This window comes from Kitasatospora sp. CM 4170, assembly GCF_032110285.1.
GTDB classification, from domain to species: domain Bacteria; phylum Actinomycetota; class Actinomycetes; order Streptomycetales; family Streptomycetaceae; genus Kitasatospora; species Kitasatospora aburaviensis.
This window is the reverse complement of record NZ_CP134877.1, coordinates 4,890,259-4,913,820: the sequence shown is the minus strand read 5'-3', so window position 1 is coordinate 4,913,820 and position 23,562 is coordinate 4,890,259. Positions and strand designations below refer to the sequence as shown.

Below are 23,562 nucleotides of genomic sequence, written 5' to 3'. Positions count from 1 at the left end.
ACCGATACCCATGTGGACCGACACCAGACCCGCGGCCGAGATGCCACGGCTCTTCGAGCGGGGCGGGGACCTGATCTCCTTCGCGGGGGGCCTGCCCGACCTGGACGTCCTCCCGCTGGAGGCGATCTCCGGTCAGCTCTCCCGCCTCGTCCGCCTCGGCGGGAAGCTCGCCTTCCAGTACACGACCCCGCACGTGGCCAAGGCCCTCGTCCCGGCCGTCACCGACCTGATGGCCCGTGAGGACGGCCGCGCCACGGCCGAGACCCTCGTCCCCACCAGCGGCTCCCAGATGGGCCTGATGGCCGTCGGCCTCGGGCTCGCCTCGCCCGGCGAGACCGTCCTGGTCCAGACGCCCGCCTACCCGGGCGCCACCGCCGCCTTCCGCACCGCCGGCCTCGACCTGAGCGCCGTGCCGTCCGACCGGGACGGCCTGGACCTCGACGGGCTGCGCCGCACCGTCCTCGCCCTCCGGGCCGACGGGCGCACCGCGCGGCTGCTCTACTGCAACCCGACGCACCAGAACCCGACCGGGGCCACCATGCCGGTCGAACGCCGCAAGGAGCTGCTGGCGGTCTGCCGGGAGCTGGACCTCCTCGTCATCGAGGACAACCCCTACGGCCTGCTCTCCTTCGACGGCAGCACCACCACCGCCCTCCAGGCCCTCGACCCGCAGAACGTGGTCTACCTGGGCACCTTCTCCAAGATCTTCGCCCCGGGCCTGCGCTGCGGCTGGATCGCCGCACCGGAGCACCTGGTGCCGGCGCTCAGCCGCACCACCGAGGTGATCGCCCTCTCGCCGTCCGCCCTCGCCCAGGCCGCGCTCGCCGCGTTCCACACCCGGGGCGGCTGGAGCGACCTGATCGACGGTTACCGGGCGAGCTACCGCGAGCGCTGCGCCCTGATGGCCGACGCGCTGGAGCGCGAGCTCGGCACCGACGGCCCCTGGCAGTGGGAGCGCCCGGACGGCGGCTTCTACATCTGGCTGCGCCACCGCGACGGCGTGGACACCGGCCGGTTCACCGCGGCCGCCGCCGAGCGGGGCGTCTCCTTCGTCCCCGGCAGCCACTTCGGGATCGGCGGCGAGCACGCCGACGGGCTGCGGCTCTGCTTCAGCCACGTGCCGCGCGGCCGCATCGCCGAGGGCGTCGCCCGGTTGGCCGGGGCGCTCGCCGCGCCGGCCGCTCCCCCGGAGGGCGGGTCCCGATGACCGACACGCTCGCGGCCGCCCGCGCGGTCGACTGGTCGGAGTTCGGCCCGTCCCGGCCGCTCGGCGACTCGCACTGGCGGGTCTGGGGCGTCGGCCTGCTGCGCAACGCCGGCTTCCCGGTCTCCGGGCTGGACCGCCTCGGCGGACGGCACGCGGTGCGCGCGGCCGCGCTCCTGGACGGCGGCGCGGCCGACCACGACGCCTTCGAGGCGGCCTACCGGGCCGACTGCGACGCCGAGACGGAGCGGCTGGCCCGGCTCGCCACCGACGGCAAGGTCCGCCGGGCCATCGCCTGGCAGAACCGCACCGTCTACCAGGTCCTCGACTCCCTGGCGTCCGGCCGGGGCAAGGAGTCCAAGCGCCGCCAGCGCGAGCGCACCCTGGCCATGTACTGGCTGCGGTACTGCGCCAAGGCCGAGACCATCGGCTTCTTCGGCCCGGGGGCGTGGATCTCCGTCGGCCGGGGCCGGCGCGCCATCGACTTCGAGCCCGGCCCGGCGCTCACCTCGGCGAGCCGGACGTCCTTCGAGCGCTGGACGATCGCCGCCCTGGGCGAGTGGATGTCCGAGCAGCCCGGCGCGCGCTGGTGGTTCCCGCCGGTGCTGCGGCCCGACGTCCACCTCGACGGCGACCGGCTGGTGATGCCGGGCCGCAAGGTGGTCCGGCTGCGCGGGGACGACGTCCAGGTGCTGCGCCGCGCCGACGGCGACCGCAACGGCGAGGCCATCGCCGACGTGCTGGCGGCCGAGGAGCAGTGGGATGCCGCGACCGCCCGCACCCGGGTGGAGAAGGTGCTGGGCCGGCTGCTGAAGCAACGGCTGATCGCCTGGGACGCGAACGTCCCGGTCGACGTCCGCGCCGAGGAGGTGCTGCGCCGCCGGGTGGCCGCCATCGGCGACCCGGAGCTGTTCGTCCGGTACGACGCCGTGCTCGCCGAGCTCGGCCGGCTGCGGGACGGGATCGACCGCGCGACCACCGCCGAGGAGCTGGTCGAGGCGCTCGACCTGCTCGACGGCTTCTTCGTCCGGACCACCGGGCAGGCGGCCTCCCGCGAGGAGGGCAAGGCGTACGCCGGCCGGACGCTCTGCTACCAGGACTCCCTCCGGGACTGCCGGATGGACCTCGGGCAGGACTTCCTCGACGGCATCGCCCGCCCGCTGGCGCTGGTCGCCGACGCGGCGGACTGGTTCGGCAACCGGCTCGCGGAGCTCGTGGAGGCGGAGGTCGCGGCGCTGGTCCGGGCCGCCGCCGAGCGCCACGGCACGGTGACGCTGGCCGACGTCTGGCCGCAGGTGCTGGCCCTGTTCTGGGGCGAGAACGCCGCCCCGGTGCACGCGGCGACCCGCGAGCTGGCGCTGAAGTGGCGCGAGGTCATCGCGCTGGACCCGGACGCCCCGGCGTCCGAGCCGGTCCGGCTCTCGGTGGCCGGGATCGAGGAGCGGGCCCGCGCGGTCTTCGCCACCGGCCCGGTGCGCTCGCCGCACCTGGCGGTGCACAGCCCGGACCTGCAGGTGGTCGCCCCGTCCGTGGACGCGGTCAACGCCGGCGACTACACCGTGGTGCTGGGCGAGCTGCACGCCTGCCTGGCCACGCTGGACCTGCCCTTCCTGGACTGGACCGCCGACCGCGGGTCGCTGCGCGACAAGGTCAACGCGGCGATCGGCGCCCCGCGGCTGGTGCCGCTGCTGCCGGTCGGCTGGAAGCGCAACAGCGGCCGGATGGTGCCCGCGCCGATCGGCGCCGGGGACCGGCTGATCGGCTTCACCCGGGCACCGTTCGACGAGCGGGACCGGATCGACCCGGCCGCCGCGATCACGCTGGCGGAGGCGGACGGCACCGTCACCGCCACCACCCCGGACGGGCGCGGCTGGAGCCTCCCGGAGCTGCTCGCGGTGCTGATCTCGATCATCGCCTGCGACGCCTTCAAGATCGGCCTGGACCGCCCGCACGCCCCGCGGGTGACCCTCGACGACCTGGTCCTGTTCCGCGAGACCTGGCGGCTGCGGGCCGAGGAGGTCGGGCTGCCGGCCAAGGCGGACCGGCACCGCGACTACCTGGCGGTGCGCCGCTGGGTCACCCGGCACCGGCTGCCCGAGCAGGCCTTCGTGAAGTTCCCCGAGGAGACCAAGCCGTCCCTGGTCGACTTCACCAGCCCGACGCTGGTGCTCTCCTTCGCCAACCTCGTCCGCCGGGCGCGGCAGGCCGACCCCGGGGCCGTCGTGACCGTCAGCGAGCCGCTGCCGGCCCCCGAGGACTCCTGGCTGCCGGACGCCGACGGCGAGCGCTACGTGAGTGAGCTGCGGCTCCAGATCAGCAGGAAGGTGCCGGAATGACCGTCCTCGTCCCCGACGACGCGGCACTGCGGGTCCGCCCGACCCGCCCGCCGCGCCCGTCGGACCCCGACATCGTCGCCACGATCGGCGGGACCCCGCTGATCGCCCTGGACCGGCTCTTCCCGCCCAACCGGTTCCAGGTGTACGCCAAGTGCGAGCGCTTCAACCCCGGCGGGAGCATCAAGGACCGCGCCGCCAAGTCGATGATCGAGCACGCCATCGGCACCGGCCGGCTGGTGCCGGGGGTGTCCACGGTGGTGGAGTCCTCCTCCGGCAACCTCGGCATCGCGCTCGCGCAGCTCTGCAACTTCTACCGGCTCAAGCTGGTCTGCGTGGTCGATCCCCGGACCACCGCGCAGAACCTGTCCATCATGCGGGCCTACGGGGCCCGGGTGGAGGTCGTGGAGCACCGCGACCCGGCCACCGGCGAGTTCCTGCCGGCCCGGATCGCCCGGGTCCGGTCGCTGCTGGAGAGCGTCCCCGACGCCTACTGGCCGAACCAGTACGCCAACGAGTACAACGCCCGGGCGCACCACACCACGATGAGCGAGATCTGCGAGGCCCTGCCGGGCGGACCGGACTACCTCTTCCTCGCGGCCGGCACCTGCGGCACGCTGCGCGGCTGCGCCGAGTACATCCGGGACAACGGCCTGGCCACCCGGGTCGTCGCGGTGGACGCCGTGGGCAGTGTGATCTTCGGCCCGCCGGAGCCGTGGGAGAACTCGCACAAGCGGACCATCCCGGGCCACGGGGCGGCGGTGGTCCCGCCGCTGCTGCTGCCGGGGCTGGCGGACCGGGTGGTCAAGGTGACCGACTCCGAGTGCATCCGCGGCTGCCGCCGGCTGCTGGCCCAGGAGTCGATCCTGGCCGGCGGGTCCTCCGGCGCGGTGATCTCCGCGCTGCTGGGCGCCCCCGACTGGATCGAGCCCGGCGCCACCTGCGTCGCGGTGCTGCCGGACGGCGGCGACCGCTACCTCGACACCATCTACGACGACCAGTGGGTGGAGTCCTACCTCCGGCAGTACCTGCCGGACCACGACCAAGAAAGGAGTGAGTCATGAGGATCCTCGGTCGCGACGACGTCCGCGCCGCGCTGGCGGGTCTGGACTCCACCGTCCTCGACTCCGTGCGGACCGCCTACGTCCTGCACAGCCAGGGCCAGTCGGACCTGCCGTTCTCCACCTTCCTGCGCCCGCTGGGCCGCCCGGACTCGCGCATCATCGCCCTGCCCGCCTACCTGGGCGGACCGGCCCCGGTGATGGGCCTCAAGTGGATCTCGTCCTTCCCGGAGAACGTGAACCGGGGCATGCAGCGGGCCTCCTCGCTCTGCATCCTGAACGACCTGGAGTCCGGCTACCCGGTGGCCCTGATGGAGGGCAGCCAGATCTCCGCGGTGCGGACCGCGGCCAGTGCCGCGCTCGCCGGCGGTCTGCTGTCCGCCGGCCGCCCGGTGCGCACCGTCGGCCTGATCGGCTGCGGCACCATCAACCACCGCGTCATGTCCTGCCTGGCGCAGGTCCACCCGGACATCGAGACCGTGCTGCTCCAGGACGCGTTCCCGGAGCGGGCCAAGGTCTTCGCGGCCGAACTGGCCGCGGAGTACCCGGGGATCGCCTTCCGGGCCGTCGACGTGGCCACCGCGCTCGGCGCCGAGACCGTCAGCATCGCCACCACCGACTCCAGCTACTGGCTCGACCTGGCCGACTACCCGGACCGGCCGCACGGCCAGGTGATCCTGCACCTGTCGCTGCGCGACCTGAGCCCCTCCTCGGTGCTCGCCGCCCACAACGTGGTGGACGACACGCAGCACGCCGTCCGCGAGCAGACCTCCCTGCACCGCGCCGAACAGCAGGTCGGTCACCGGGAGTTCGTGCACGCCGAGATCGGCGCGCTGCTGGACGGGCGGACCGGTCCGGCCACCCTCGCCCGCACGGTCGTCTTCTCCCCCTTCGGCCTGGGCGTGCTGGACCTCGCCGTCGCCGAGGCGGTGCTGAACGCCGCCGTCGCGGCCGGCCTCGGCACCGAGGTCGAGGGCTTCGACCCGGGCAGCCACAAGGTCACCTCGACGCTCACCGGGAGCGCGGCATGAGCGCCCCGGGACGCCTCTTCGCCGAGGGCACCAGGGCCCTGGTCACCGGCGCCTCGCGCGGGATCGGCGCGGCGATCGCGATCGCCCTGGCCGAGCACGGCTGCGACGTCGCCCTCAACTACCGCAACAGCGCCGGGAAGGCCGAGGAGGTCGCGGAGCGGATCCGCGCCCTCGGCCGGCGGGCCCTGCCGGTCAGGGCCGACGTCTCGGACGAGGCGCAGGTCGCCGCGATGTACAAGGAGATCCGCGGCGCCTGGGGCAACGTCGAGGTCGCCGTCCTCAACTCCGGGGTGACCGCCGACGGCCACATGGCCGCGATGAGCTCCGCGAAGTGGCAGGAGGTCATCGGCACCAACCTGACCGGCGCCTTCCTGACCGCCCGCGAGGCGACCAAGCAGATGTACGCCTCCGGCGGGGCGATCGTCATGATCGCCTCCACCAGCGGCATCGCCGGCCGGGTGGGCCAGGCCAACTACGCCGCCAGCAAGGGCGGGGTGATCTCGATGGCCAAGACCCTGGCGTACGAGACCGCCGGCCGCGGCATCCGGGTCAACGTCGTGGCGCCCGGGTTCATCGACACCGACATGGTGAAGAAGGTGCCGCCGGCGCAGCTCAAGGAGGCCGCCCGGGCGATCCCGCTCGGACGCATGGGGACCGCGGAGGAGGTGGCCCAGGCGGCCGTCTTCCTGGCCAGCCCCGCCGCTTCGTACATCACCGCCAAGGTCCTCACGGTCGACGGCGGAATGCTCTACAGCTGACCGATCAGCCGGTCACGAAACCGACCTGACGATCCATCACCCAACCCGGAAAGGGACCACCATGTCCGTCGCCACCTTCGAGGACGTCCGCGCCCAGGCCGAGCAGCGCCTGGAGAAGAACATGAAGATCAAGTCGATGATCATCGACCGCCTCGGCCTGGACGCCGAGCCCGAGGTCGTCTCCGACAACCAGCCGCTGTTCGGCCGCGGCCTGGAGATGGACTCGCTGGACACCCTGGAGATCGTCGTCATGATCAACAACGAGCACGACGTGCTGATCAGCGACGACGACTTCGAGGCCTTCGGCTCGATCAACGCCCTGGTCGACTTCATCGAAGCCCGCGAGGTCTGATCATGACGATCGCGCCGGAGACCGCGCCCGCGCGCCGGGCCGCAGCGGCCGGGGAACCGAAGCAGACCTTCAGCTACTCCTCGGACGACATCAAGCGGATGCTGCCGCACCGCTGGCCGATGCTGATGATCGACCGCGCCTACGACGTCGTGCCCGGCGTCTCCGGCCGCGGCATCAAGAGCGTCTCGGTGAACGAGCCGTTCTTCGCCGGCCACTACCCGGACCACTCGATCATGCCCGGCGTGATGATCGTCGAGGCGATGGCCCAGCTGGTCGCCGTCGTGTACGTGGCCGAGCTGCTGGAGGCGGAGAACCCCGGCACCGGCGACCCCTCGGCCAGCGTCGGCTACCTCGGCTCCATCAGCTCGATGAAGTTCTCCCGGCTGGTCGTCCCCGGCGACCAGCTCCGGCTGGAGGCCAAGCTCGGCCAGAAGCTCGGCGGGCTCCGCTCGGTCTCGGTCCGGGCCAGCGTCGGCACCGAGCCGGCCGCCGCCGGCTCCCTGATCGTCACCACCGAGCGCAAGGGCTGACCGCCCGCCGGGCCGGACCCCCACCCATCGGAACCAGAAGACAAGGAGGTGTGGAATGTCCATCACGATCCGCCCGTACCAGGAGGGCGACGCGCACGACATCGCCGAGCTCTACAACCGTCACCGCGACAACCCCAACCCGGTGGCCGGCGGGATCGGCGGCGACGAGCTGGAGCGCGAGCTGACCGAGCGCGACACGGCGACGTTCCTGGTGGCCGTCGACGACGGGCGGGTGGTGGGCACGTTCGGGCTGTTCCACAGCACCGGACGGCGGTCCGCACGGGCCGGCGAGCTCATCGCGGACATGTTCTTCGTCGCCCCCGCCTACCGCAACGGCGTGATCACCGGACGGTTGTTCACCGAGGCGGTCGAGTGGATGATGAAGTGCGGCTGCCTCGTGCTCCGACTGACCGTCAACCCGGCCAACACCGTGGCCTTCCGGCTGTACCGCCGGGTCGGCTGCGTCTCCGTAGGCGAGACCGTGCCCGGCGAGGACGGCAACGTCGAGCTGCACAACTACATCCCGCTGATCCTCCGGAGCGTCTTCGCCGACCTCGACCCCGAGGCCGTCGCCGCCCTGGGCGGACTCAGCAGCTTCGCCAACGTCGCCGGCGGCCGGGACGACGAACTCCGTTCCGACGTCCGGGTGGTGGACGGCGTCCGCACCATCGCCTACGCTCTGGCCCTCGGCGGGTTCCGGATCGACGCGAGCATCGACGTGGACCGCGGGCTGATGCTCGACGCGCGGCTCACCGCCCCCGACGGCACCGCCCGGCCGCTGCGGATCGCCGAGCCGCCGTACCGGGTGAAGACCGCCCGGCAGGTCCCGCCGCACCGCTTCGAGTCCGGTGGCCTGGTCTGCGAGGTGGACGGCGGCGACGGCACGGTGACCGTCACCGCCGCCGGGCACCACGGGCCGCTGCTCGTCTCCACCTGGCCCAGCTGCGAGGCGGACCGGTCGGCGGGCTGGCGCGAGGGGCAGCCCCGCGACCTGGACGTCGTCCCGGTCGAGAACGGGGTCCGGGTCGCCGAGCGGTCCGGGGAGGACGAGGTCGTCGGCACCATCACCCTCGACGGGGGTGTGCTCGGCCAGGACTTCACCTTCACCCGCCGGCCCGGCCGGATCTTCCAGACCATCGGGCTGCGGCAGGGCACCTTCGCCCTGTCCGACCCGGCGGCCGGCACCGCCGCGGAGCACCTGCTCGGCACCGGCATCGGCGTCCGCGACGCCTCCGAGGTGGTCGCCGCCGCGCAGGTCGCCCCGGCCGGCAGCGAGCTGGTCTGGAACGACGGCCCGACCCGGATCGAGCTGCCGGCCACCCGGCCGGTCCGGTTGATCCACACCGGCCTGGTCGAACGGCACCTGGAGCAGGACGAGGACGGCGTGGCCCGGCTGCGCACCGTGTTCCGCACCGGTGCCGACGCCCGGCCCGCGGCCCGCTCCGCCGCGGCGCCGCAGCCGGTCGCCGGCACCCGGGCGGTCAAGGTGCAGGCCGCCGCCGCGGGGGTCACCTCGTGGACGGAGGGCGGCACCAAGGTCCTGCGCAGCCCCCACCCCCGCACCCGCGCCTTCGGCTGCAACCCGCGCTGGACGGCCGGGATGTGGGTGACCCGCGAGCACGGCCGGTTCAGCCTCGCCACCGGCCTCGGCTGGGGCGTCCCGACGGCCGGCGGGTGGGAGCAGAAGCACCCCCTCGGCCTGGCCGCCCCGCACGAGCGGATCGACTGGGAGGTCACCGCGCCCGAGTCGGCCGCCGAGCCGGTCCGGGTCGACGTCCGGGCCCCCGGGGCCGAGGAGGAGGTCGTCCTCTGGATCACCCCGAACACGCCGTCCCGCACCGCCGTGGTGCTCGACTCGGCCGGCACCCGCCGGGAGCTGGACTCGTCGATGTTCCGCCAGGTCTGGGCCGCGGCCGCCGCGGTCCGGCTGGCCGACGGCAGCTGGCTCGACTGCCGGCCCGCCGGCGAGGGGGCCGGCGCGGCGGAGGTCGTCCTGCGCACCACCGCCTCCGGCCTGCTCATCGGCTGCGTCGCGGCCGCCGGGCCGGACGGCGCCGAGGCCTCCTGGCAGCTGGCCGTGCACCGCGAGCCGGTCGTCTGACCCGCCGCCGCACCGCGCCGCGAGCACCGCAAGCACGTCGCACCGCAAGCACCACAAGCACCGCACAGACACCGCGCACCGTCACCCGGGAAAGGACCCGATCCATCATGACCACGACCGTTGCCGTGCCGCGCACCGCGCAGGACGACTACACCACCGTTCGCACCGCCACCGGCGCCTACCGGATCACCGCCCCGCTGGTCCGGGTCTCCGGCGGCGACCGCTACACCCTGCTCGACGGCTTCCTGGCCAAGTCGAGCGAGTACGTCGAGCCGGACACCGTCCGCGAGGCCCTCGCCCTGAACGCCGACGGCACCCCGTTCGCGATCGTCCTGCACTTCGAGATCGGCGACGACTCCTGGCTGCTGCCGCGCACCCCGGTCACCACCGAGGCGCTGCGCGGGTACCTCGACGCGCTGGACGCCCCCGGGGACGTCACCGTCGAGGTCGAGCCCGAGGGCTGGGGCGCCAGCGCCTTCGAGGGCCCGCAGGCCTGGTCGGTGGCCGCGCAGTTCGTCGACTTCGACATCTCCGGCCTGACCCTGCACGGCGTCACCGAGTCCTCGGTGCCGTCCGACCCGACCGCCCTGGCCCACCTGGCCCGGGTCGGCACCACCGGTGAGTACGGCTACCTGCTCCTCTCCAACGCCCCCGAGGCCGCCCACGAGTCGGTGCTCGCCGCGGTGGCCGGGAAGGGCGGCGCCGAGGTCGGCCCGGAGGGCCTGGCCCGCGTCCAGGCCGAGGCCGGCATGGCCGTCTACGCGGCCGGCTTCGCCGGCCTGCCGGTCCACGAGGCCGACCTCGCCTGGATGGTCGACTGGAACCGGATCGGCGAGTTCACCGGCTCGGAGGAGCTGGTCAAGCCCACCACCGAGCTGGCCCGGCTGACCGCCCTGGCCGCCCCCGCGGACACCCGCTTCGCCGCCGGCACCGAGGTGAGGGCCGGCGAGCACACGATCGGCAAGGTGCTCTGGCAGGCCCCGTCCGCCAACCCGGACGAGGAGCTGGTCTTCGCCCTCCTGGAGGCCCCGTTCTGGGTCCCCGGCCTCGAACTGGCCGGCACCGCCGAGCACGGCGCCGAGACCCCGCTGCGCACCGTCACCCTGCCCCGCGTCATCGCCCGCTCGCTCACCACGAGGATCTCCTGATGACCACGCCGCGCATCGCCCTCACCGGCCTGGGGCTGATCACCGGGGCCGGGGACGACACCGAGAAGAGCTGGTCGTCCATCTCCCAGGGGATCTCGGGCATCAAGACCAACACCCTGTTCGACACCACCGAGCTGCTCACCGAGTGGGCCGGCATGGTCACCAGCGAGCAGCCAGCCGACCTCGACCGCTGCTACGCCCTGGCCGCCACCGCGATCCGGGAGGCCCTGCGCACCAGCGGGCTCGACCTGGACACGGTCGACCGGGACCGGGTCGCCGTGGTGGTCGGCTCCAGCCTCGGCGCGATGCCCACGCTGGAGAGCGTCCACCGGGACCTGGTCCGCGAGGGCCGGCTCGACGCCGCCCAGGCCGCCGCCTCCCAGCTGCCCTGCGTGGGCGACTACATCGCGGCCGAGTTCGACCTCCGCGGCCCCCGGATCGTGCTCTCCAACGCCTGCGCCGCCAGCGCGGTGGCGCTCGGGTACGCGGCGGAGCTGCTCTGGAAGGGCGAGGTCGACCACGTGATCTGCGGCGGCGTCGACCCGCTGGCCGAGCTCTCGGCCTACGGGTTCAGCGCCCTCGGCGCCCTCGACCCCGAGCCCTGCGCGCCGATGTCGGCCTCCACCGGGCTGACCCTCGGCGAGGGGGCCGGGTTCATGGTCCTCGAATCGGCGGACCGGGCGGCCGAGCGCGGCGCCCGCGCCCTGGCCGAACTGGGCGGCTACGGCCTCTCCTGCGACGGCTACCACCAGACCGCGCCGGACCCGAGCGGCAAGGGCGCCGCGGCCGCCATGGCGCAGGCCCTGGCCACCGCCGGCCTCGGCCCCGAGGACGTCGACTACGTCAACCTGCACGGCACCGGCACCCCGGCCAACGACGTCTCCGAGCCCAAGGCGGTCAAGCTGCTCTTCGGCTCCGACGTCCCGCCGGCCAGCTCCACCAAGTCGATGCTCGGCCACACCCTCGGCGCCGCCGGGGCGGTCGAGGCGATCGTCAGCACGCTGGCGATCGACCGCGGGACCATCCCGCCGACCGTCAACACCCGGGGCGTGCCCTCCCCGTTCGGGCTGGACATCGTCCCCGGCACCGGCCGCCCGGCCGAGCTGGAGGTCGTCGCCTCCAACTCGTTCGCCTTCGGCGGCAACAACGCGACGGTCGTCCTGAACAAGCCCGGCCGGGCGACCAGGGCCCCGCGGCGCACCGCGGCGGTGCACGACGTCGTGGTCACCGGCGTGGCCGGCCTGGCCGGCTCGGCCGGCAGCACCGCCGAGCTCACCGCCGCCCTGGCGGAGGGCCGGCCCGGGTTCACCGACCTGGAGCACGTCGAGGGCATCGGCGAGCTGCCGGTCGGCCGGGTGGACGTCCGCTCCGCGTCCCGCAAGCTCAACCCGAGCCGGGCCCGCCGGATGGACCCGCTGGGCCTGCTGGCCGCCGCCGCGGTCGGCGACCTCTACGAGCGGCACGGCAAGCCCTCGCGGGCCGAGGCCGAGAACACCGGCATCGTCTTCGCCACCGGCTACGGCCCGGTGACCTCGGTGCTCCAGTTCCACAAGGGCGTCCTGCAGCAGGGCATCACCGGCGCCAACCCGTCGATGTTCGCCAACACCGTGGTGAACGCCGCGGCCGGCCACGTCGCGATGCTGCACCGGTACCGCGGTTACACGGCGACCATCGCCAACGGCGGCACCAGTTCGGTCCTGGCGCTCCAGCTCGCGGCCCGGGTCATCGCCCGCGGCGCCGCCGACCGGATCATGGTCGTGGTCGCCGACGAGTTCCCCGAACAGGCCCTGGCCACCCAGGCCCGGCTGCCCGGCTACGCGCGGACCGCGCAGGTGGTCCCGGGCGGCCGGAGCGGGATGGTGCTCAGCGAGGGCGCCGCCGCGATCCTGCTGGAGAGCGCGGAGTCGGCCGCCGGCCGCGGCGCGGACGTCCTGGCCTCGGTCAAGGGCTTCGGCGCCTCGGGCGAGTCGGTGGGCATCGGCCGGATCGGCCGCGACGGCGAGGCCTGGGCCCGCGCGCTGCGCGCCGCGATGGCCGAGGCCGGAACGGCCCCGGAGGAGATCGGCACCGTGGTGTCGGCCGCGTCCGGCTACAGCCTGGTCGACGTCGCGCAGACCCGGGCGCTCCGCCTGGCCGGACTGGCCGACCGCCCCACCGTGGCGCCCAAGGCGCTGCTCGGCGAGACCTACGGCAGCGCCGGTGCGCTCGGTCTGGTGGCCGCGCTCGGCGGCGGGGCCCCGCAGGGAACGCTGCTGCTGTCCAGCTTCGCCTACGGCGGCAGCTACGCCGCGGCAGTGCTCGACGCGAGGTCCTGATGGGCCCGGCGCTGATGGGCGCGGCACCGACGGACGCCGCGCGGCGGACCACCGCGGCAGGGGAGGACCGGGCCGGCGGGGCGGCGATCGACTGCCTCGTCACCCGCCACCCGCACCTGCCGCGGGACCGGATGGGCCACCGGCTGAACGACGCCGGCCGGTGGCTGATCACCGAGGCGGTCGCCCGGCTGTACGGGTGCACCGTCACCCCCCGGGACCTCGCCCGGGACGAGCACCGCCGGTGGAGCCTGCCGGCGCTCGGCCTGACCGCCTCGGTGGCGCACTGCGCCGGGTTCAGCACCGTCGCCCTCGCCACCGGCCCGCAGGTGGGCGTGGACCTTCAGGACCACCGCGACCGCCCGTACGCCATGCAGTGGCTCGGCGACCTGCTCGGCAAACCGGCCGGGCAGCCCGCCACCATGCGGGACTTCGCCGAGTGCGAGGCGCTGATCAAGGCCTCGCACCTCCGCAAGGAGACCTTCGCCGGCGTGCGGCTGCCCGCCTGGCGGCCGGGCTGGCGCCCGACCAACACCGGCCACCTGGTGCGGTCGGCCGGCCTCGGCCGGGGCCTGCACCTGGCGCTCGCCACCGATGCGGCCGCCCCGGTGCGGTGGTGGTGGCAGTCCCGCCCCACCGAGCCCGCCGTCCGTACGGACGCCCTGACCCTGGAGCCAGCAGCATGAGCCCGACCGCGACGGCGACCGAGACCCCGGCCGCGTCGGCCCCGACCCCGCCGGCCGCCCCCCGCCCGTACACCCGCCGGATCTCGCAGATCGAGCGCGGCTACCTGAACGCCGCCGCCACCGGGACGCCCCAGCTGATCCAGATGTTGATCGAGGGCGAGGGCCGGATCGGGCCGGACGAGCTCCGCGCGGCGGTCCGCGCCGCCACCCTGGCCGGCCCCGGCCTCGCGGTCCGCCGCCGCGGCGCCGCCTGGCGCGCCGACGGCTCCGTGCCGCCGGTCGTCGAACTGCCGGCCGCGGTCGGCTTCGACCACCCGTTCTTCCACGGCGACCTCGACGTCGTGGCCGGCCCGGTCTGCGAGGTCGGCCTCGCGGAGGGGCCGGTGACCCGGCTGGTGTTCCGGGCCAGCCACATCGTCACCGACGGCCGGGGGCTCCGGCACTGGATCGAGGACGTGTTCCGGGTACTGCGCGGCGAGGAGCCGGTCGGCGCCGCCGCCACCGTCGACGACACGCACTTCCGCACCGCCGCCGGCACCGTGCCGCCCGCCCCGGCGCCCGCCCGGGTCGAGGGCTTCCCCGCCGTCCTCGGCCACGGCGCCGCCGACAGCACCCCGCTCTGGCTCCGCCGCTCCGTCCCGGCCTGCCCGTCCGCGGTCACCGCCCGGGTCGCCGCCGCGGTCTCCCGCCGGCTGGGCACCGGGTCGGGCCGGCTGATCGTCCCGGTGGACCTGCGCCGGCACGACCGCTCGGTGCGCTCCACCGCCAACCTGACCTCCCAGCTGGTGCTCGACCTGCGCCGGAACGACCGCTGGAACCGGCTGCACGGCCAGTTGCTCGGCGCCATGCTGCGCAAGCGCGAAGTCGCCGTGCTGGACCGGGACTTCCTGCGCAGCAACCCGTTCGCCAACTCGCTCCGCGAGGCCCGGGAGCTGGACGGCAGCCGGTTCCCCTGCACGGCGATCCTGACCGACCACGGCCGGATCGACACCGAGCTCTACCGCACCGACCGGTTCCGTCCCACCGAGTACTTCACCCTGCCGATGCTCGTGCCCTACGCCGAGATGTTCCTCAGCACCTGCCAGATCGGCGACCGGACCGAACTGACCCTCTCCTGCCGCAACCGCCCCGGCGCTGCCGAGGCGGCCGAGGAGGTCCTCGACGAGGTCGAGCGCGGCCTCCTCGACGCGGACTGACCTGGCTCGCCCCCCTGTTGACGACGAAGGACGTTCGAACATGCCGACGACAACCAAGCCGAGCACCGAGGAAGCGCCGAGCCCACCGGAGGCGGAGGCCGTGGTGGACGCCGCGCCGGTCGCACCGGACGCCGACGCCGCGCCCGTGGGCGACACGGCGTCCCCGGCCGACGCCGAGCCCCGGGCCGACGCCGAGCCCGAGCAGGCCCCCGCGACCGGCGGCGATCAGTCCGGGCCGTCCGCCTCCGCCCTCCTGACGATGGCCGCCGCCATCACCGGCGGCTTCCTCGCCCTGCTCGACACCACCATCGTGAACGTGTCGATCGAGGACACCACCGCCCGGTTCGGCGGGATCAACCAGGTCCAGTGGGTGGTCACCGCCTACCTGATCGCCCTCGCCGCCGTCATGCCGGCCACCGGCTGGCTGGCCACCCGCTTCGGTGTGAAGCGCGTCTTCGCCGCCGCGACCGCCGTCTTCGCCCTCGGCTCCGCGGGCTGCGCCTTCAGCCAGACCCTCACCGAGCTGGTCGCCGCCCGCGGCCTGTCGGGCGCCGCCGCCGGCGTGCTCACCCCGGTGTCGACGATCCTGCTCACCCGCGGCGTCCCGCGCGAGCACCTGGGCCGGGTCCAGGCGCTGAACGGCAGCGTGATGCTGATCAGCCCGCTGCTGGGCCCGACCATCGGTGGCCTCCTGGTCGAGGCCGGCGGCTGGTCGGCGGTCTACCTGATCAACATCCCGCTCTGCGCGGCGCTGTTCGCGGTCACCCTGCGCTGGGTGAAGAAGGACGCCCCCGCCGAGCGGATCGCCAAGCCGCTCGACGTGGTGGGCCTGCTCTCCTCCGCCACCTGCACGGTCTGCACGGTGCTGGCCATCCACGAGTTCGCCGACCAGGGCGTGCGGGCGAGCGTCGCCCTCCTGGCGCCGCTGGGCCTCGCCGTGCTGAGCGGCGCCGTCTTCGTCGTCCGCGAGCTGCGCGCCCGCTTCCCGCTGCTCGACCTGCGGCTGTTCCGCAACCGCGTCTACGCGACCGCCGTGGTCAACGTGTTCTGCCTCGGCTTCGTCCTCTACTCGCCGATGATGCTCATCCCGCTGTACTTCCAGAGCGCCCGCGGCGAGACCGCCGTGACCACCGGGCTGCTGATGTCCACCGGCGGCCTCGGCGTGGTCACCGCGGCCTGGCTCTCCCGCGTCCTGCTCAAGAAGCTGGGCGGCGGCGCGACCGTCGTCATCGGCATCACGCTGACCATGCTCGCGACCGTGCCGCTCACCACCCTCTCCGGCGACACCTCCTACCTGCTGCTCTGCGCCAGCCTGGTGGTCCGCGGCCTGGGCACCGGGCTGACCATCGTGCCGACCATGACCCGGGCCTTCCAGTCGATCCGTCAGGAGTCCATCCCGGACGCCTCCTCCCAGCTCAACCTGACCCAGCGGATCGGCGGCGCGCTGGCCATCGCCGTGGTGACGGTGGTGCTGGAGCAGGCCGCGCAGGAGCGCCACGGCCTGGTGCCGGGCGCCTTCGCCCACTCCTTCGGCTGGCTGCTCGGCGTCTACGCCCTCACCCTGCTGCCCGCCCTGGCACTGCTCGCGGCGGACCGCCGCGAGGCACGCCAGAGCGGCCCGGCGGCGGTGTGACGCCCACTGCCCGAAAGCGTCCCGACGCCCGCCCGGAGTCAGCGCGTGGCGGGGAGCCAGCCGTCCTGGACGGCGTGCACCCCGGCCTCGAACCGGCTCCGGGCGTCCAGCTTCTCCATCAGGTTGGCGGCGAAGCGCCGGGCGGTGCGCGGCGAGACGCCCATCCGCTTGGCGATGGCCTCGTCGGTGTAGCCCTGGGCGAGCATCTTGAGGACGGCGTGCTCCTGCGGCGGCATGCCCTTGGCGTCGCACTTCGGGGTGTCCCCGACCGGGATCGCGACGTTCCAGACGCTCTCGAACAGGGCGCACAGCGCCGCGACCGTCCCGGCTCCGTGCAGCACCACCGCGCCGGCCCGGGCGTCCTCGGTGTCGATCGGCAGCACCGCCTGGCGCTGGTCGAAGATGATCATCCGGATGGGCAGGTCCGGCACGGTGCGGACCTGCCCGCCGTGGCAGTTCAGCCAGGTGACGTGGTCCAGCGTCGGGCGGTGGTTGCGGACGCTGTCCAGGTAGACGGTCCGCATCTGCACCCCGCGCTCCAGCAGCGCCGCGTTGGGCGTTCGGCTGGCCCGCAGGTCCTCCTCGGAGTGGGCGCCGCCCGGGGCGAAGGTGGCGACCTCGGTCCGCGCGGAACCGGCCAGGTCCGCCAGCCGCTCGCGGATCGACTCCGGTCCGATCAGCTGCTCCGAGTCGGCGTCGGTGGCCGCCGGCCGCAATGCCGAGCACTCGGCGATCAGCTGGGCCGCCGCCGCCCGGGAGGCCTCGACCCGCATCTGCTGGGCCGCCAGTTCGGCCTGCTGGCGGGCCAGCAGGACCTCCATCGCGGTCTCCGGGCCGATCGCCCGGAAACCTATGCCCTCCCGCGCCGAGGGCTGGATCAGCGCGAGTTCGCTGAGTCTGTCCAGGCAGCTGCGGACTCTCTCCTCGGTCATGCCCAACCCGGCCGCGAGCGCGGCGACACCGCTCTGCGGGTTGCCGAGCATCCCGCGGTAGACGGCCTCCGATTCGGCGTCGAGCCCCAAAACATCCAGCATTGATGCGATCCCCCTCGATCAGCGCTATCTGCTTGTTTATGGGGAGCTTACTGACCTTGGGTAGACGGCCACTGACCCGAACGTTCCGGAAAGATGTCCGGAGAGCAGGCCCGGCCGACCGGCCGGGGCCGATCGGCGGGGAAGAGCGGGTGCGGGGGGGCGAAGGGGCCGGCCGGACGGGTCCCGGCAGACCTCAGGCCGCGTCGAGGGAGACCAGCCGGCCGACCGGTTCGGCCTCCGGCACGAGGGCGTCGAGCGCCCGGCCCTCGGGGGTGAACCCCTCGGGCACGAACCCCTCGGGGGTGAACCCCTCCGGCGCGAAGCCGGCCGCCGCGCACTCGACCAGCAGGTCGCGGGTGCAGTCCCTGATCAGGCGGTGGAACGAGAACCGGGCCGGCGCGTCCAGCCGGACGAGGTTGTTCTCGAAGAGCACGTCGACGTAGCACTCGACCTCGTCGGCGGGCAGGCCGGTCACGGCGGCCGCGTGGTCGATGTCGAAGGACGGGGACGGGTGCAGGCTGATCAGCCGGCTGAACCGCCGCTGCTCCCGGTCCAGGTGCTGGTACGAGGCGCGCAGCAGCGCCATCAGGTCCCGCTCGGCGGTCTGCAGGCAGCGCGCCCGCTGCGGCGTGGTGGAGAGCCGGTCCACGAGGTCGGCGACCGCCCACGCCGGGCGGTCGCGCAGTCTGGTCGCGGCGATCCGGACCGCGAGCGGCAGGTACCCGCAGAGGTCGACCGCCTCGGCGACCTTCGCCGGCTCCCGGCCCGCGCGCTGCTCGCCGACGATCCGGCCGAAGAGGCCCGCCGCGTCCGCGGGCGGCAGGACGTCCAGGCAGACCGGCAGCGCGCCGTCCAGGGCGGTGAGCTTGCGTCTACTGGTCACCAGCACCAGCGTGCCGCCGGTGCCCGGCAGCAGCGGTCTGACCTGGGCGGTGTCCGCCGCGTCGTCGAGGACCACCAGGCAGCGCCGGCCGGCCAGGGTGGACCGCCACAGGGCGCTGCGCTCCTCCAGGCTGCCGGGGATCGACTTCGGCGGGACGCCGGCGGCCAGCAGCAGCGCGCCGAGCGCCTGCTCGGGCGGCAGCGGCGGCCGCGACTCGCTGAAGCCGTGCAGGCCGACGAAGTACTGGCCGTCCGGGTAGTCCGGCGTGACCCGGTGGGCGACGTGCACCGCCAGGGTCGTCTTGCCCACCCCGCCCATGCCGTCGACGGCGACCATCAGCGGGGCGCCGGCCGGCGCCTGCGCCACCGCGCCCAGCACGGCGGCCAGTTCGGCGGTGCGGCCGGTGAAGTCGGTGAGGTCGTGCGGCAGGTAGTTCCGGTGGCTGTCGGCCGCGGGCGCCGGGGCCGCCGGGGCGGCGGGCAGCGCGTGCCGGCCGTCCGGGCCGGGGGAGCCCGGCGACGGCGCGTTCCGGGAGCCGGCCTCCGCGGCGGGGCCGGCGAGCGCGGGAACGGCACCGGGAGCGCGGTCATCGAAGGCACGGGCACCGGAGCTGCGGACGGCGGCGCCGTGGACGCCCGGGGCGTCGGCGAGGATCTCCGCCTGCAGCTCCCGGAGTCGCGGACCCGGCTCCAGACCGAGCTCGTTCGCGAGGAAGCGTCTGCCCTCGTCGTAGACGGCGAGCGCGTCGGCCTGCCGTCCGCTGCGGCACAGGGCCGTCATCAGGCTGCCGCGCAGCGAGTCGCGCAACGGGTACTCGGCCAGCAGGGCGTGCAACTCGCCGACCAGCGAGCTGGATTCACCGGCCTTCAGGCGCAGCGCCATGAGGTCCTCGGTGGCGGTCAGCCGCTGCTCGTTGAGCTTGACGGCGGCACCGGTGACGGCGGGGCAGTGGATGCCGGCGAAGGCGTCGCCGCGCCAGAGGTCCACCGCGGACTGCAGCAGCCGGACCGTGTCGGCGAGCCGGCCCTCCCGCTCGGCCGTCCGGGCCTCGCGGACCCGGCTGGTGAAGTTGTGCGCGTCGAGGGCGCCCTCGGGGACGACCAGGCGGTAGCCGACGTCGACGGTGACCAGTCGGCACTCGTGGGCGCCCGACAGGATCCGGCGCAGGTCGCGGATCGCGTTGTGCACCTGCGGACGGGCCGACAGCGGCGGGTCCTCCCACAGCTCGTCCACCAGCACGTCCATCGGAACCACCCGGTTGGCGTTGAGGAGCAGCAGGGCCAGCAGCCGCTGCTGCCGCATGCCCCGGACGTCCACCGGCTCGCCCGCCCGGCGCGCCTCCAGCGCACCCAGCACCAGGAATTCCATCGTCTTCGCCCCCGTCGTGCATCGCCCGAATCACAGCGCCTGTTCCAGGAACTGCCGGTTCATTCCGTGACATCCGGCCGTCGGCATCGCTGCCGGTCGTTCATCGCGCCGCGCTGCGGTCCGTCCGCCGCGGCCACCGCGCCTTCGGGATCAGGAGCCCCAGGTGACGTCGTCCAGGCGGTCGTTGTCCTGGGTGATGTTCACGTCCGCCGCCGTGGTCGTGATGGAGCCGGAGGCGCCGAACGCGGATTCCGAAACGGCCGCCTGGATCGTGATTCCGCCGAAGACGATGAGCGCGAGAGCGGCGAACTTGGAGACACGGGTGGCCAGCATGGGTTTCTCCCGAATGGTTTCGCGAATGATTTCCCGGGTTCTTCCCGGGCTCCTGCGCGGCGCTCGTTCCCGCCGACATCTCCACTCTGCTCGACGGCCGGGCCGGTGGGAACAGATGGCGGCTGGACGGAACATGCACTGTCCTAAGCCGTCCACGCCGGCCCGTTCAGGACAGGTCCCACCAGGGGCCCGGCACCAGCGCCGCACCGACCGACCCGACGGCGAAACCGGCCAGGTCGGGGTGGTCGGACACGGCCCGCCCGGCCACCCGGGCGGCGCTCTCCTCGGCCTCGGCCAGGCCCTCGGCCAGGCTGAAGAAGCCGACCGTGACCTCGCCCGGGAGGGTCCGGTGCACGGAGACGTGTTCGAGCCGGTCGCGGTCCTCCGCGAAGGAACCGATGATTCCGGCCAGGTCGGCCGGAGTTGTCGATCCACCAGGGGCCCGGAGGCGCACGTGTATGAGGTACATACTTCCATCTTCAGCGCCGGAATTCGGTGCCCGGCCCTGCCCGGCTAGACGCTTTATGCCATGGCATAAAGCGTCTGGCCGGGGAATACCGCGACAAAGCGGCGTGAACCGGCCGGGGCGATCCGGTGGCCGGCGGCATTCCCGCAGGTCGGGGCGGAGTGGACGGAAGCGGCCGCCCGGCCCGGGAACGGCCGACCGGCCCGGGAACCGCTTCGGGGCACGCCCGGGCAATCCCCCGGCGCGGGCTCGGCGAGGGGTCGGGTCGGGGCGCCAGGAGGGGTTTCGGGACAGGGCCCGGGTCCTGGCCGGACAGGGCCTACGGGTGGGCGCGGGTGCGCTGGCCGGGGAAGGGCGGGGGCGCTTCCGCGGTGCCGCGGCCGACGAGCTCGGCGAGGGCCTCGAACAGGATGTCGCCGATCAGTACCGGCTCGCGCGAGGCGTCCCGGGGGCTCGGGGTGGTCGGAGGACACTCGTCCTGGAGCGGGCGGACCTGCAGCTGGCGAGGTGGCATGGCTCTTCCTGCCGTCGGGGTGGCCGCTCCGGTTCCTGCCCATCCGCACCCGGCGGGATCCGCCACCAGGGCGAATCGGCCGGAAAACGGTGGCTCGGGGGCCGAAACTTACGAGGAATACATACCTGCCCGGGGTATCGTCTCCCCCGTGAAGGCAGGCGGACGGTGGAGCGGCGGGCGGGGCGGTGGGCGGACGGCCGCCCGGCTGCTGGCCGTCTGCGCCCTGCTGGCCGGACTGTTCCTGATGCACGGCTCGCCGACCTCGGCCGGAGGCTGTCACGAACCGGCCGCCCCCGCGCCCGCCACGGCGCCGCACCACACCGCGGCCGACCCGGCCGCCCCGCAGCACGCCGCCGCGCCGCCCACGGCTCCGGGCCCGCGCCTGGACGGCCTGCGGACGGCCGGCGGCGAGCAGCAGGCCGCCTCCTGCGTGTCGACCCGGGACCGGGACGCCGCCGAGCTCTCCCCGCCCGCCGCGCAGGCCCTCGCCCCGGCCGCCGCCCTGTTCGCCGCCCTCGGCGTGCCGTACCGGCGGCGGACCGACGGCCCGCGGGCGCCGCCGGCGGCCGGCCGCCGACTCCTCCTCCGGGTGTGCGTCGCACGGACGTGACTGAGCCCGCGCCGGACCTCTCGCACGAGGTCCGGGCGCGCCGCGTCCTGCCCGAACACACCGGAAGAGAACCGACCAGATGTCCCACACCACCCGCACCCGCCGTACCCGCAACCGCTCGCTGGCGCTCGCCGCCGGGGCCGCCGTCCTCGCACTCACCCTCACCGCCTGCGGCTCCGACGCGATGGGCGGCATGGACCACGGCACGGCCGGCGCCGCCGGCACCGCGACCGGCACCGCCGACACGGCTTCCGGCACCCCGGCCGGCGGCCACCAGGGCCACCGGATGCCCGGTGCCGACGCCGCCACGGCCACCGCCACCGCGGCGCCCGGCATCGCCGCCACCGCGGCGGACGCCCCCGGCCTGGCATCGGAGCGGAACGGCTACCGCCTCACCTCGGCCACCGAGTCGCTGCCCGCCGGCGCGCCCACCGAGTACCGGTTCACCGTCACCGGCCCGGACGGCAGGCCGCTGACCGCCTTCGAGCCCGACCAGACCAAGCGGATGCACTTCTACGCGATCCGCTCCGACCTCACCGGCTTCCAGCACCTGCACCCCGAGATGGCCGACGACGGCACCTGGACCGCCCCGCTGGCCGCGCTCACCGCCGGCAGCTGGCGGCTCTTCGCCTCCTTCGTGCCGGACGGCGGCCCCGGGAAGGGCACCGGCCTGGTGCTCAGCCGGACGGTGACCGTCCCCGGCGAGGGCGCGGCGGCGGCCGCGGAGCTGCCCGCCGCGACCGGCACCGCCACCGTCGACGGCTACACCGTCGCCGTCGAGGGCACCCCGGTCGCCGGGCAGGCGGGCGAGCTGAAGGTCACCGTCAGCAAGGACGGCAGGCCGGTCACCGACCTGCAGCCGTACCTGGAGACCTTCGCCCACCTGACCGCCTTCCGCTCCGGCGACCAGGCCTTCGCCCACCTGCACCCCGAGGCCAAGGCCGCGGCCGGCGCCACCGGCGGCCCGACCCTGCCGTTCCACGCCGAGCTGCCGGCCGGCGGCGACTGGCGGCTGTTCCTCCAGTTCCAGACCGGCGGGCGGCTGCACACCGTGGGCCTGACCCTCAAGGTCGGCTGACGCCCCGGGCCCGGCCGCACGCCACCGGCCGGGCGTCGCCGGGCCCGTCGGGAGGTCACCGCCGCGGCGGTGACCTCCCGACGGCGGTAGGCGAAGATGGTCCGGTGACCACACCCCGCACCACCCCCCGCCTGATCGCCACCGACCTGGACGGCACCCTGCTCTGCGCCGGCGGCACGGTCAGCGCCCGCACCGCCGCGGCCCTCGCGGCCGCGGAGGCCGCCGGCGTCCAGGTGGTGTTCGTGACCGGCCGGCCGCCGCGCTGGATGCAGCAGGTGAGCGCGCACATCGGCGGCCACGGCGTGGCGATCTGCTCCAACGGCGGCGCGGTGGTGGACGTGCGGCGCGGCGAGCTGCTGGAGTCCTCCCCGCTCGGCGCCGAGGCCGCGCTCGCCGTGGTGGCGGCGCTGCGGGCGAAGCTGCCCGGGACGGCGTTCGCCTTCGAGTACCCGGCCGGGTTCGCCCGCGAGCCCGGGTACGAGCTGCGGATGTGGGGCGAGGACGAGAGCCACCCGGTCGGCCCGGCGGAGGAGCTGCTCGGCACCGGCGGACCGGTGAAGGGCCTGTTCAAGCTGCTGGCCAAGCACCCGGACCTCGACCCGGACAAGCTGCTCACCGAGGCCCGTGCGGTGGCCGGCCACCTGGCCGAGATCACCCGCTCGGCGCCGGTCCCGCTGCTGGAGATCAGCGCGCCCGGCGTCACCAAGGCCAGCACGCTGGCCCGCTGGTGCGCCGGGCGCGGGATCGACCGGAGCGAGGTGGTGGCCTTCGGCGACATGCCGAACGACCTGGAGATGCTGGCCTGGGCCGGCACCGCGTACGCCGTCGCCAACGCGCACCCGCAGGTACTGGCGGCGGTGCCGCTGCACACCGTGAGCAACGAGCAGGACGGCGTCGCGGCGGTGCTGGAGCGGCTCCTCGTCCACTGACC

Annotated in this window: 21 protein-coding genes; 16 read left to right on the top strand and 5 right to left on the bottom strand. The window is 74.6% G+C overall.

Translation table 11 applies throughout. The features are described 5' to 3' along the window. Positions 1-10: 10 nt before the first annotated feature. From RMN57_RS20865 to RMN57_RS20805, 13 genes are all read left to right on the top strand, one after another. Positions 11-1,207 carry a PLP-dependent aminotransferase family protein gene (locus RMN57_RS20865; protein WP_313764862.1) on the top strand — a complete coding sequence of 399 codons (1,197 nt, stop codon included), beginning with the start codon at positions 11-13 and terminating at the stop codon, positions 1,205-1,207. Next, positions 1,204-3,540, top strand: a complete 2,337-nt coding sequence (locus tag RMN57_RS20860; RefSeq protein WP_313764861.1) for a lantibiotic dehydratase — start codon at positions 1,204-1,206, stop codon at positions 3,538-3,540. The genes RMN57_RS20865 and RMN57_RS20860 overlap by 4 nt, the downstream gene beginning before the upstream one ends. Next, the gene (sbnA, locus tag RMN57_RS20855; protein ID WP_313764860.1) at positions 3,537-4,601 is read left to right on the top strand and encodes a 2,3-diaminopropionate biosynthesis protein SbnA; all 1,065 of its coding nucleotides are present in this window, start codon (positions 3,537-3,539) and stop codon (positions 4,599-4,601) included. The genes RMN57_RS20860 and sbnA overlap by 4 nt, the downstream gene beginning before the upstream one ends. Beyond that, positions 4,598-5,629, top strand: a complete 1,032-nt coding sequence (gene sbnB / locus RMN57_RS20850) for a 2,3-diaminopropionate biosynthesis protein SbnB (RefSeq protein WP_313764859.1) — start codon at positions 4,598-4,600, stop codon at positions 5,627-5,629. Before sbnA ends, sbnB begins: the two co-directional genes overlap by 4 nt. After that, positions 5,626-6,387 carry a 3-oxoacyl-ACP reductase FabG gene (gene fabG, locus RMN57_RS20845; RefSeq protein ID WP_313764858.1) on the top strand — a complete coding sequence of 254 codons (762 nt, stop codon included), beginning with the start codon at positions 5,626-5,628 and terminating at the stop codon, positions 6,385-6,387. The genes sbnB and fabG overlap by 4 nt, the downstream gene beginning before the upstream one ends. 61 nt (positions 6,388-6,448) lie before the next feature. Beyond that, positions 6,449-6,739, top strand: coding sequence for an acyl carrier protein (locus tag RMN57_RS20840; protein ID WP_238860716.1), 291 nt, complete (start codon positions 6,449-6,451; stop codon positions 6,737-6,739). 2 nt (positions 6,740-6,741) lie between these two features. Next, positions 6,742-7,269: a 3-hydroxyacyl-ACP dehydratase FabZ gene (fabZ, locus tag RMN57_RS20835; RefSeq protein ID WP_313764857.1), complete on the top strand. Its 528-nt coding sequence runs from the start codon at positions 6,742-6,744 to the stop codon at positions 7,267-7,269. Between the two features lie 55 nt (positions 7,270-7,324). Beyond that, positions 7,325-9,370, top strand: coding sequence for a GNAT family N-acetyltransferase (locus RMN57_RS20830; protein ID WP_313764856.1), 2,046 nt, complete (start codon positions 7,325-7,327; stop codon positions 9,368-9,370). Positions 9,371-9,477: 107 nt separating this feature from the next. Continuing rightward, positions 9,478-10,518: an aminomethyl transferase family protein gene (locus RMN57_RS20825; protein WP_313764855.1), complete on the top strand. Its 1,041-nt coding sequence runs from the start codon at positions 9,478-9,480 to the stop codon at positions 10,516-10,518. Next, complete coding sequence (locus RMN57_RS20820; protein WP_313764854.1) at positions 10,518-12,833, top strand: beta-ketoacyl-[acyl-carrier-protein] synthase family protein; 2,316 nt, start codon at positions 10,518-10,520, stop codon at positions 12,831-12,833. The genes RMN57_RS20825 and RMN57_RS20820 overlap by 1 nt, the downstream gene beginning before the upstream one ends. Then, on the top strand, positions 12,833-13,516 hold the full coding sequence (locus tag RMN57_RS20815) for a hypothetical protein (protein ID WP_313764853.1): 684 nt from the start codon (positions 12,833-12,835) through the stop codon (positions 13,514-13,516). The genes RMN57_RS20820 and RMN57_RS20815 overlap by 1 nt, the downstream gene beginning before the upstream one ends. Beyond that, positions 13,513-14,712, top strand: a complete 1,200-nt coding sequence (locus RMN57_RS20810; RefSeq protein ID WP_313764852.1) for a hypothetical protein — start codon at positions 13,513-13,515, stop codon at positions 14,710-14,712. Before RMN57_RS20815 ends, RMN57_RS20810 begins: the two co-directional genes overlap by 4 nt. 40 nt (positions 14,713-14,752) lie before the next feature. After that, the gene (locus RMN57_RS20805) at positions 14,753-16,345 is read left to right on the top strand and encodes a DHA2 family efflux MFS transporter permease subunit (RefSeq protein WP_313764851.1); all 1,593 of its coding nucleotides are present in this window, start codon (positions 14,753-14,755) and stop codon (positions 16,343-16,345) included. Positions 16,346-16,383: 38 nt separating this feature from the next. Here RMN57_RS20805 and RMN57_RS20800 read toward each other — a convergent pair whose 3' ends face one another. The 5 genes from RMN57_RS20800 to RMN57_RS20780 all read right to left on the bottom strand — a co-directional run bounded on the left by RMN57_RS20800 (position 16,384) and on the right by RMN57_RS20780 (position 20,943). Continuing rightward, a complete protein-coding gene (locus tag RMN57_RS20800) occupies positions 16,384-17,379 on the bottom strand; it encodes a LuxR C-terminal-related transcriptional regulator (RefSeq protein WP_313764850.1) in 996 nt (331 codons plus the stop codon). 193 nt (positions 17,380-17,572) lie between these two features. After that, positions 17,573-19,630, bottom strand: coding sequence for a BTAD domain-containing putative transcriptional regulator (locus RMN57_RS20795; protein ID WP_313764849.1), 2,058 nt, complete (start codon positions 19,628-19,630; stop codon positions 17,573-17,575). A gap of 150 nt (positions 19,631-19,780) precedes the next feature. Further along, complete coding sequence (locus tag RMN57_RS20790; RefSeq protein ID WP_313764848.1) at positions 19,781-19,963, bottom strand: hypothetical protein; 183 nt, start codon at positions 19,961-19,963, stop codon at positions 19,781-19,783. A 166-nt stretch (positions 19,964-20,129) separates the two neighbouring features. Continuing rightward, complete coding sequence (locus RMN57_RS20785) at positions 20,130-20,432, bottom strand: hypothetical protein (protein WP_313764847.1); 303 nt, start codon at positions 20,430-20,432, stop codon at positions 20,130-20,132. A gap of 316 nt (positions 20,433-20,748) precedes the next feature. Continuing rightward, positions 20,749-20,943: a hypothetical protein gene (locus tag RMN57_RS20780; protein ID WP_313764846.1), complete on the bottom strand. Its 195-nt coding sequence runs from the start codon at positions 20,941-20,943 to the stop codon at positions 20,749-20,751. Positions 20,944-21,091: 148 nt separating this feature from the next. On the opposite strand from RMN57_RS20780, the gene RMN57_RS20775 reads away from it, so the two are divergent. The 3 genes from RMN57_RS20775 (at position 21,092) to RMN57_RS20765 (ending at position 23,560) form a co-directional block, all read left to right on the top strand. After that, positions 21,092-21,553 (top strand): hypothetical protein, encoded by a 462-nt coding sequence (locus tag RMN57_RS20775; protein ID WP_313764845.1) that lies wholly within the window; start codon positions 21,092-21,094, stop codon positions 21,551-21,553. Between the two features lie 79 nt (positions 21,554-21,632). Continuing rightward, positions 21,633-22,631 carry a hypothetical protein gene (locus tag RMN57_RS20770; protein ID WP_313764844.1) on the top strand — a complete coding sequence of 333 codons (999 nt, stop codon included), beginning with the start codon at positions 21,633-21,635 and terminating at the stop codon, positions 22,629-22,631. Positions 22,632-22,735: 104 nt separating this feature from the next. Further along, positions 22,736-23,560, top strand: coding sequence for an HAD-IIB family hydrolase (locus tag RMN57_RS20765; RefSeq protein WP_313764843.1), 825 nt, complete (start codon positions 22,736-22,738; stop codon positions 23,558-23,560). The last annotated feature ends 2 nt before the right edge of the window (positions 23,561-23,562 follow it).

Excerpts from the sequence above, each read along its gene's own strand:
- RMN57_RS20865 (WP_313764862.1), top strand. The coding sequence starts at position 11 with ATGTGGACCGACACCAGACCCGCGGCCGAGATGCCACGGCTCTTCGAG.
- RMN57_RS20860 (WP_313764861.1), top strand. The coding sequence starts at position 1,204 with ATGACCGACACGCTCGCGGCCGCCCGCGCGGTCGACTGGTCGGAGTTC.
- sbnA (WP_313764860.1), top strand. The coding sequence starts at position 3,537 with ATGACCGTCCTCGTCCCCGACGACGCGGCACTGCGGGTCCGCCCGACC.
- sbnB (WP_313764859.1), top strand. The coding sequence starts at position 4,598 with ATGAGGATCCTCGGTCGCGACGACGTCCGCGCCGCGCTGGCGGGTCTG.
- fabG (WP_313764858.1), top strand. The coding sequence starts at position 5,626 with ATGAGCGCCCCGGGACGCCTCTTCGCCGAGGGCACCAGGGCCCTGGTC.
- RMN57_RS20840 (WP_238860716.1), top strand. The coding sequence starts at position 6,449 with ATGTCCGTCGCCACCTTCGAGGACGTCCGCGCCCAGGCCGAGCAGCGC.
- fabZ (WP_313764857.1), top strand. The coding sequence starts at position 6,742 with ATGACGATCGCGCCGGAGACCGCGCCCGCGCGCCGGGCCGCAGCGGCC.
- RMN57_RS20830 (WP_313764856.1), top strand. The coding sequence starts at position 7,325 with ATGTCCATCACGATCCGCCCGTACCAGGAGGGCGACGCGCACGACATC.
- RMN57_RS20825 (WP_313764855.1), top strand. The coding sequence starts at position 9,478 with ATGACCACGACCGTTGCCGTGCCGCGCACCGCGCAGGACGACTACACC.
- RMN57_RS20820 (WP_313764854.1), top strand. The coding sequence starts at position 10,518 with ATGACCACGCCGCGCATCGCCCTCACCGGCCTGGGGCTGATCACCGGG.
- RMN57_RS20815 (WP_313764853.1), top strand. The coding sequence starts at position 12,833 with ATGGGCCCGGCGCTGATGGGCGCGGCACCGACGGACGCCGCGCGGCGG.
- RMN57_RS20810 (WP_313764852.1), top strand. The coding sequence starts at position 13,513 with ATGAGCCCGACCGCGACGGCGACCGAGACCCCGGCCGCGTCGGCCCCG.
- RMN57_RS20805 (WP_313764851.1), top strand. The coding sequence starts at position 14,753 with ATGCCGACGACAACCAAGCCGAGCACCGAGGAAGCGCCGAGCCCACCG.
- RMN57_RS20800 (WP_313764850.1), bottom strand. The coding sequence starts at position 17,379 with ATGCTGGATGTTTTGGGGCTCGACGCCGAATCGGAGGCCGTCTACCGC.
- RMN57_RS20795 (WP_313764849.1), bottom strand. The coding sequence starts at position 19,630 with ATGGAATTCCTGGTGCTGGGTGCGCTGGAGGCGCGCCGGGCGGGCGAG.
- RMN57_RS20790 (WP_313764848.1), bottom strand. The coding sequence starts at position 19,963 with ATGCTGGCCACCCGTGTCTCCAAGTTCGCCGCTCTCGCGCTCATCGTC.
- RMN57_RS20785 (WP_313764847.1), bottom strand. The coding sequence starts at position 20,432 with ATGTACCTCATACACGTGCGCCTCCGGGCCCCTGGTGGATCGACAACT.
- RMN57_RS20780 (WP_313764846.1), bottom strand. The coding sequence starts at position 20,943 with ATGCCACCTCGCCAGCTGCAGGTCCGCCCGCTCCAGGACGAGTGTCCT.
- RMN57_RS20770 (WP_313764844.1), top strand. The coding sequence starts at position 21,633 with ATGTCCCACACCACCCGCACCCGCCGTACCCGCAACCGCTCGCTGGCG.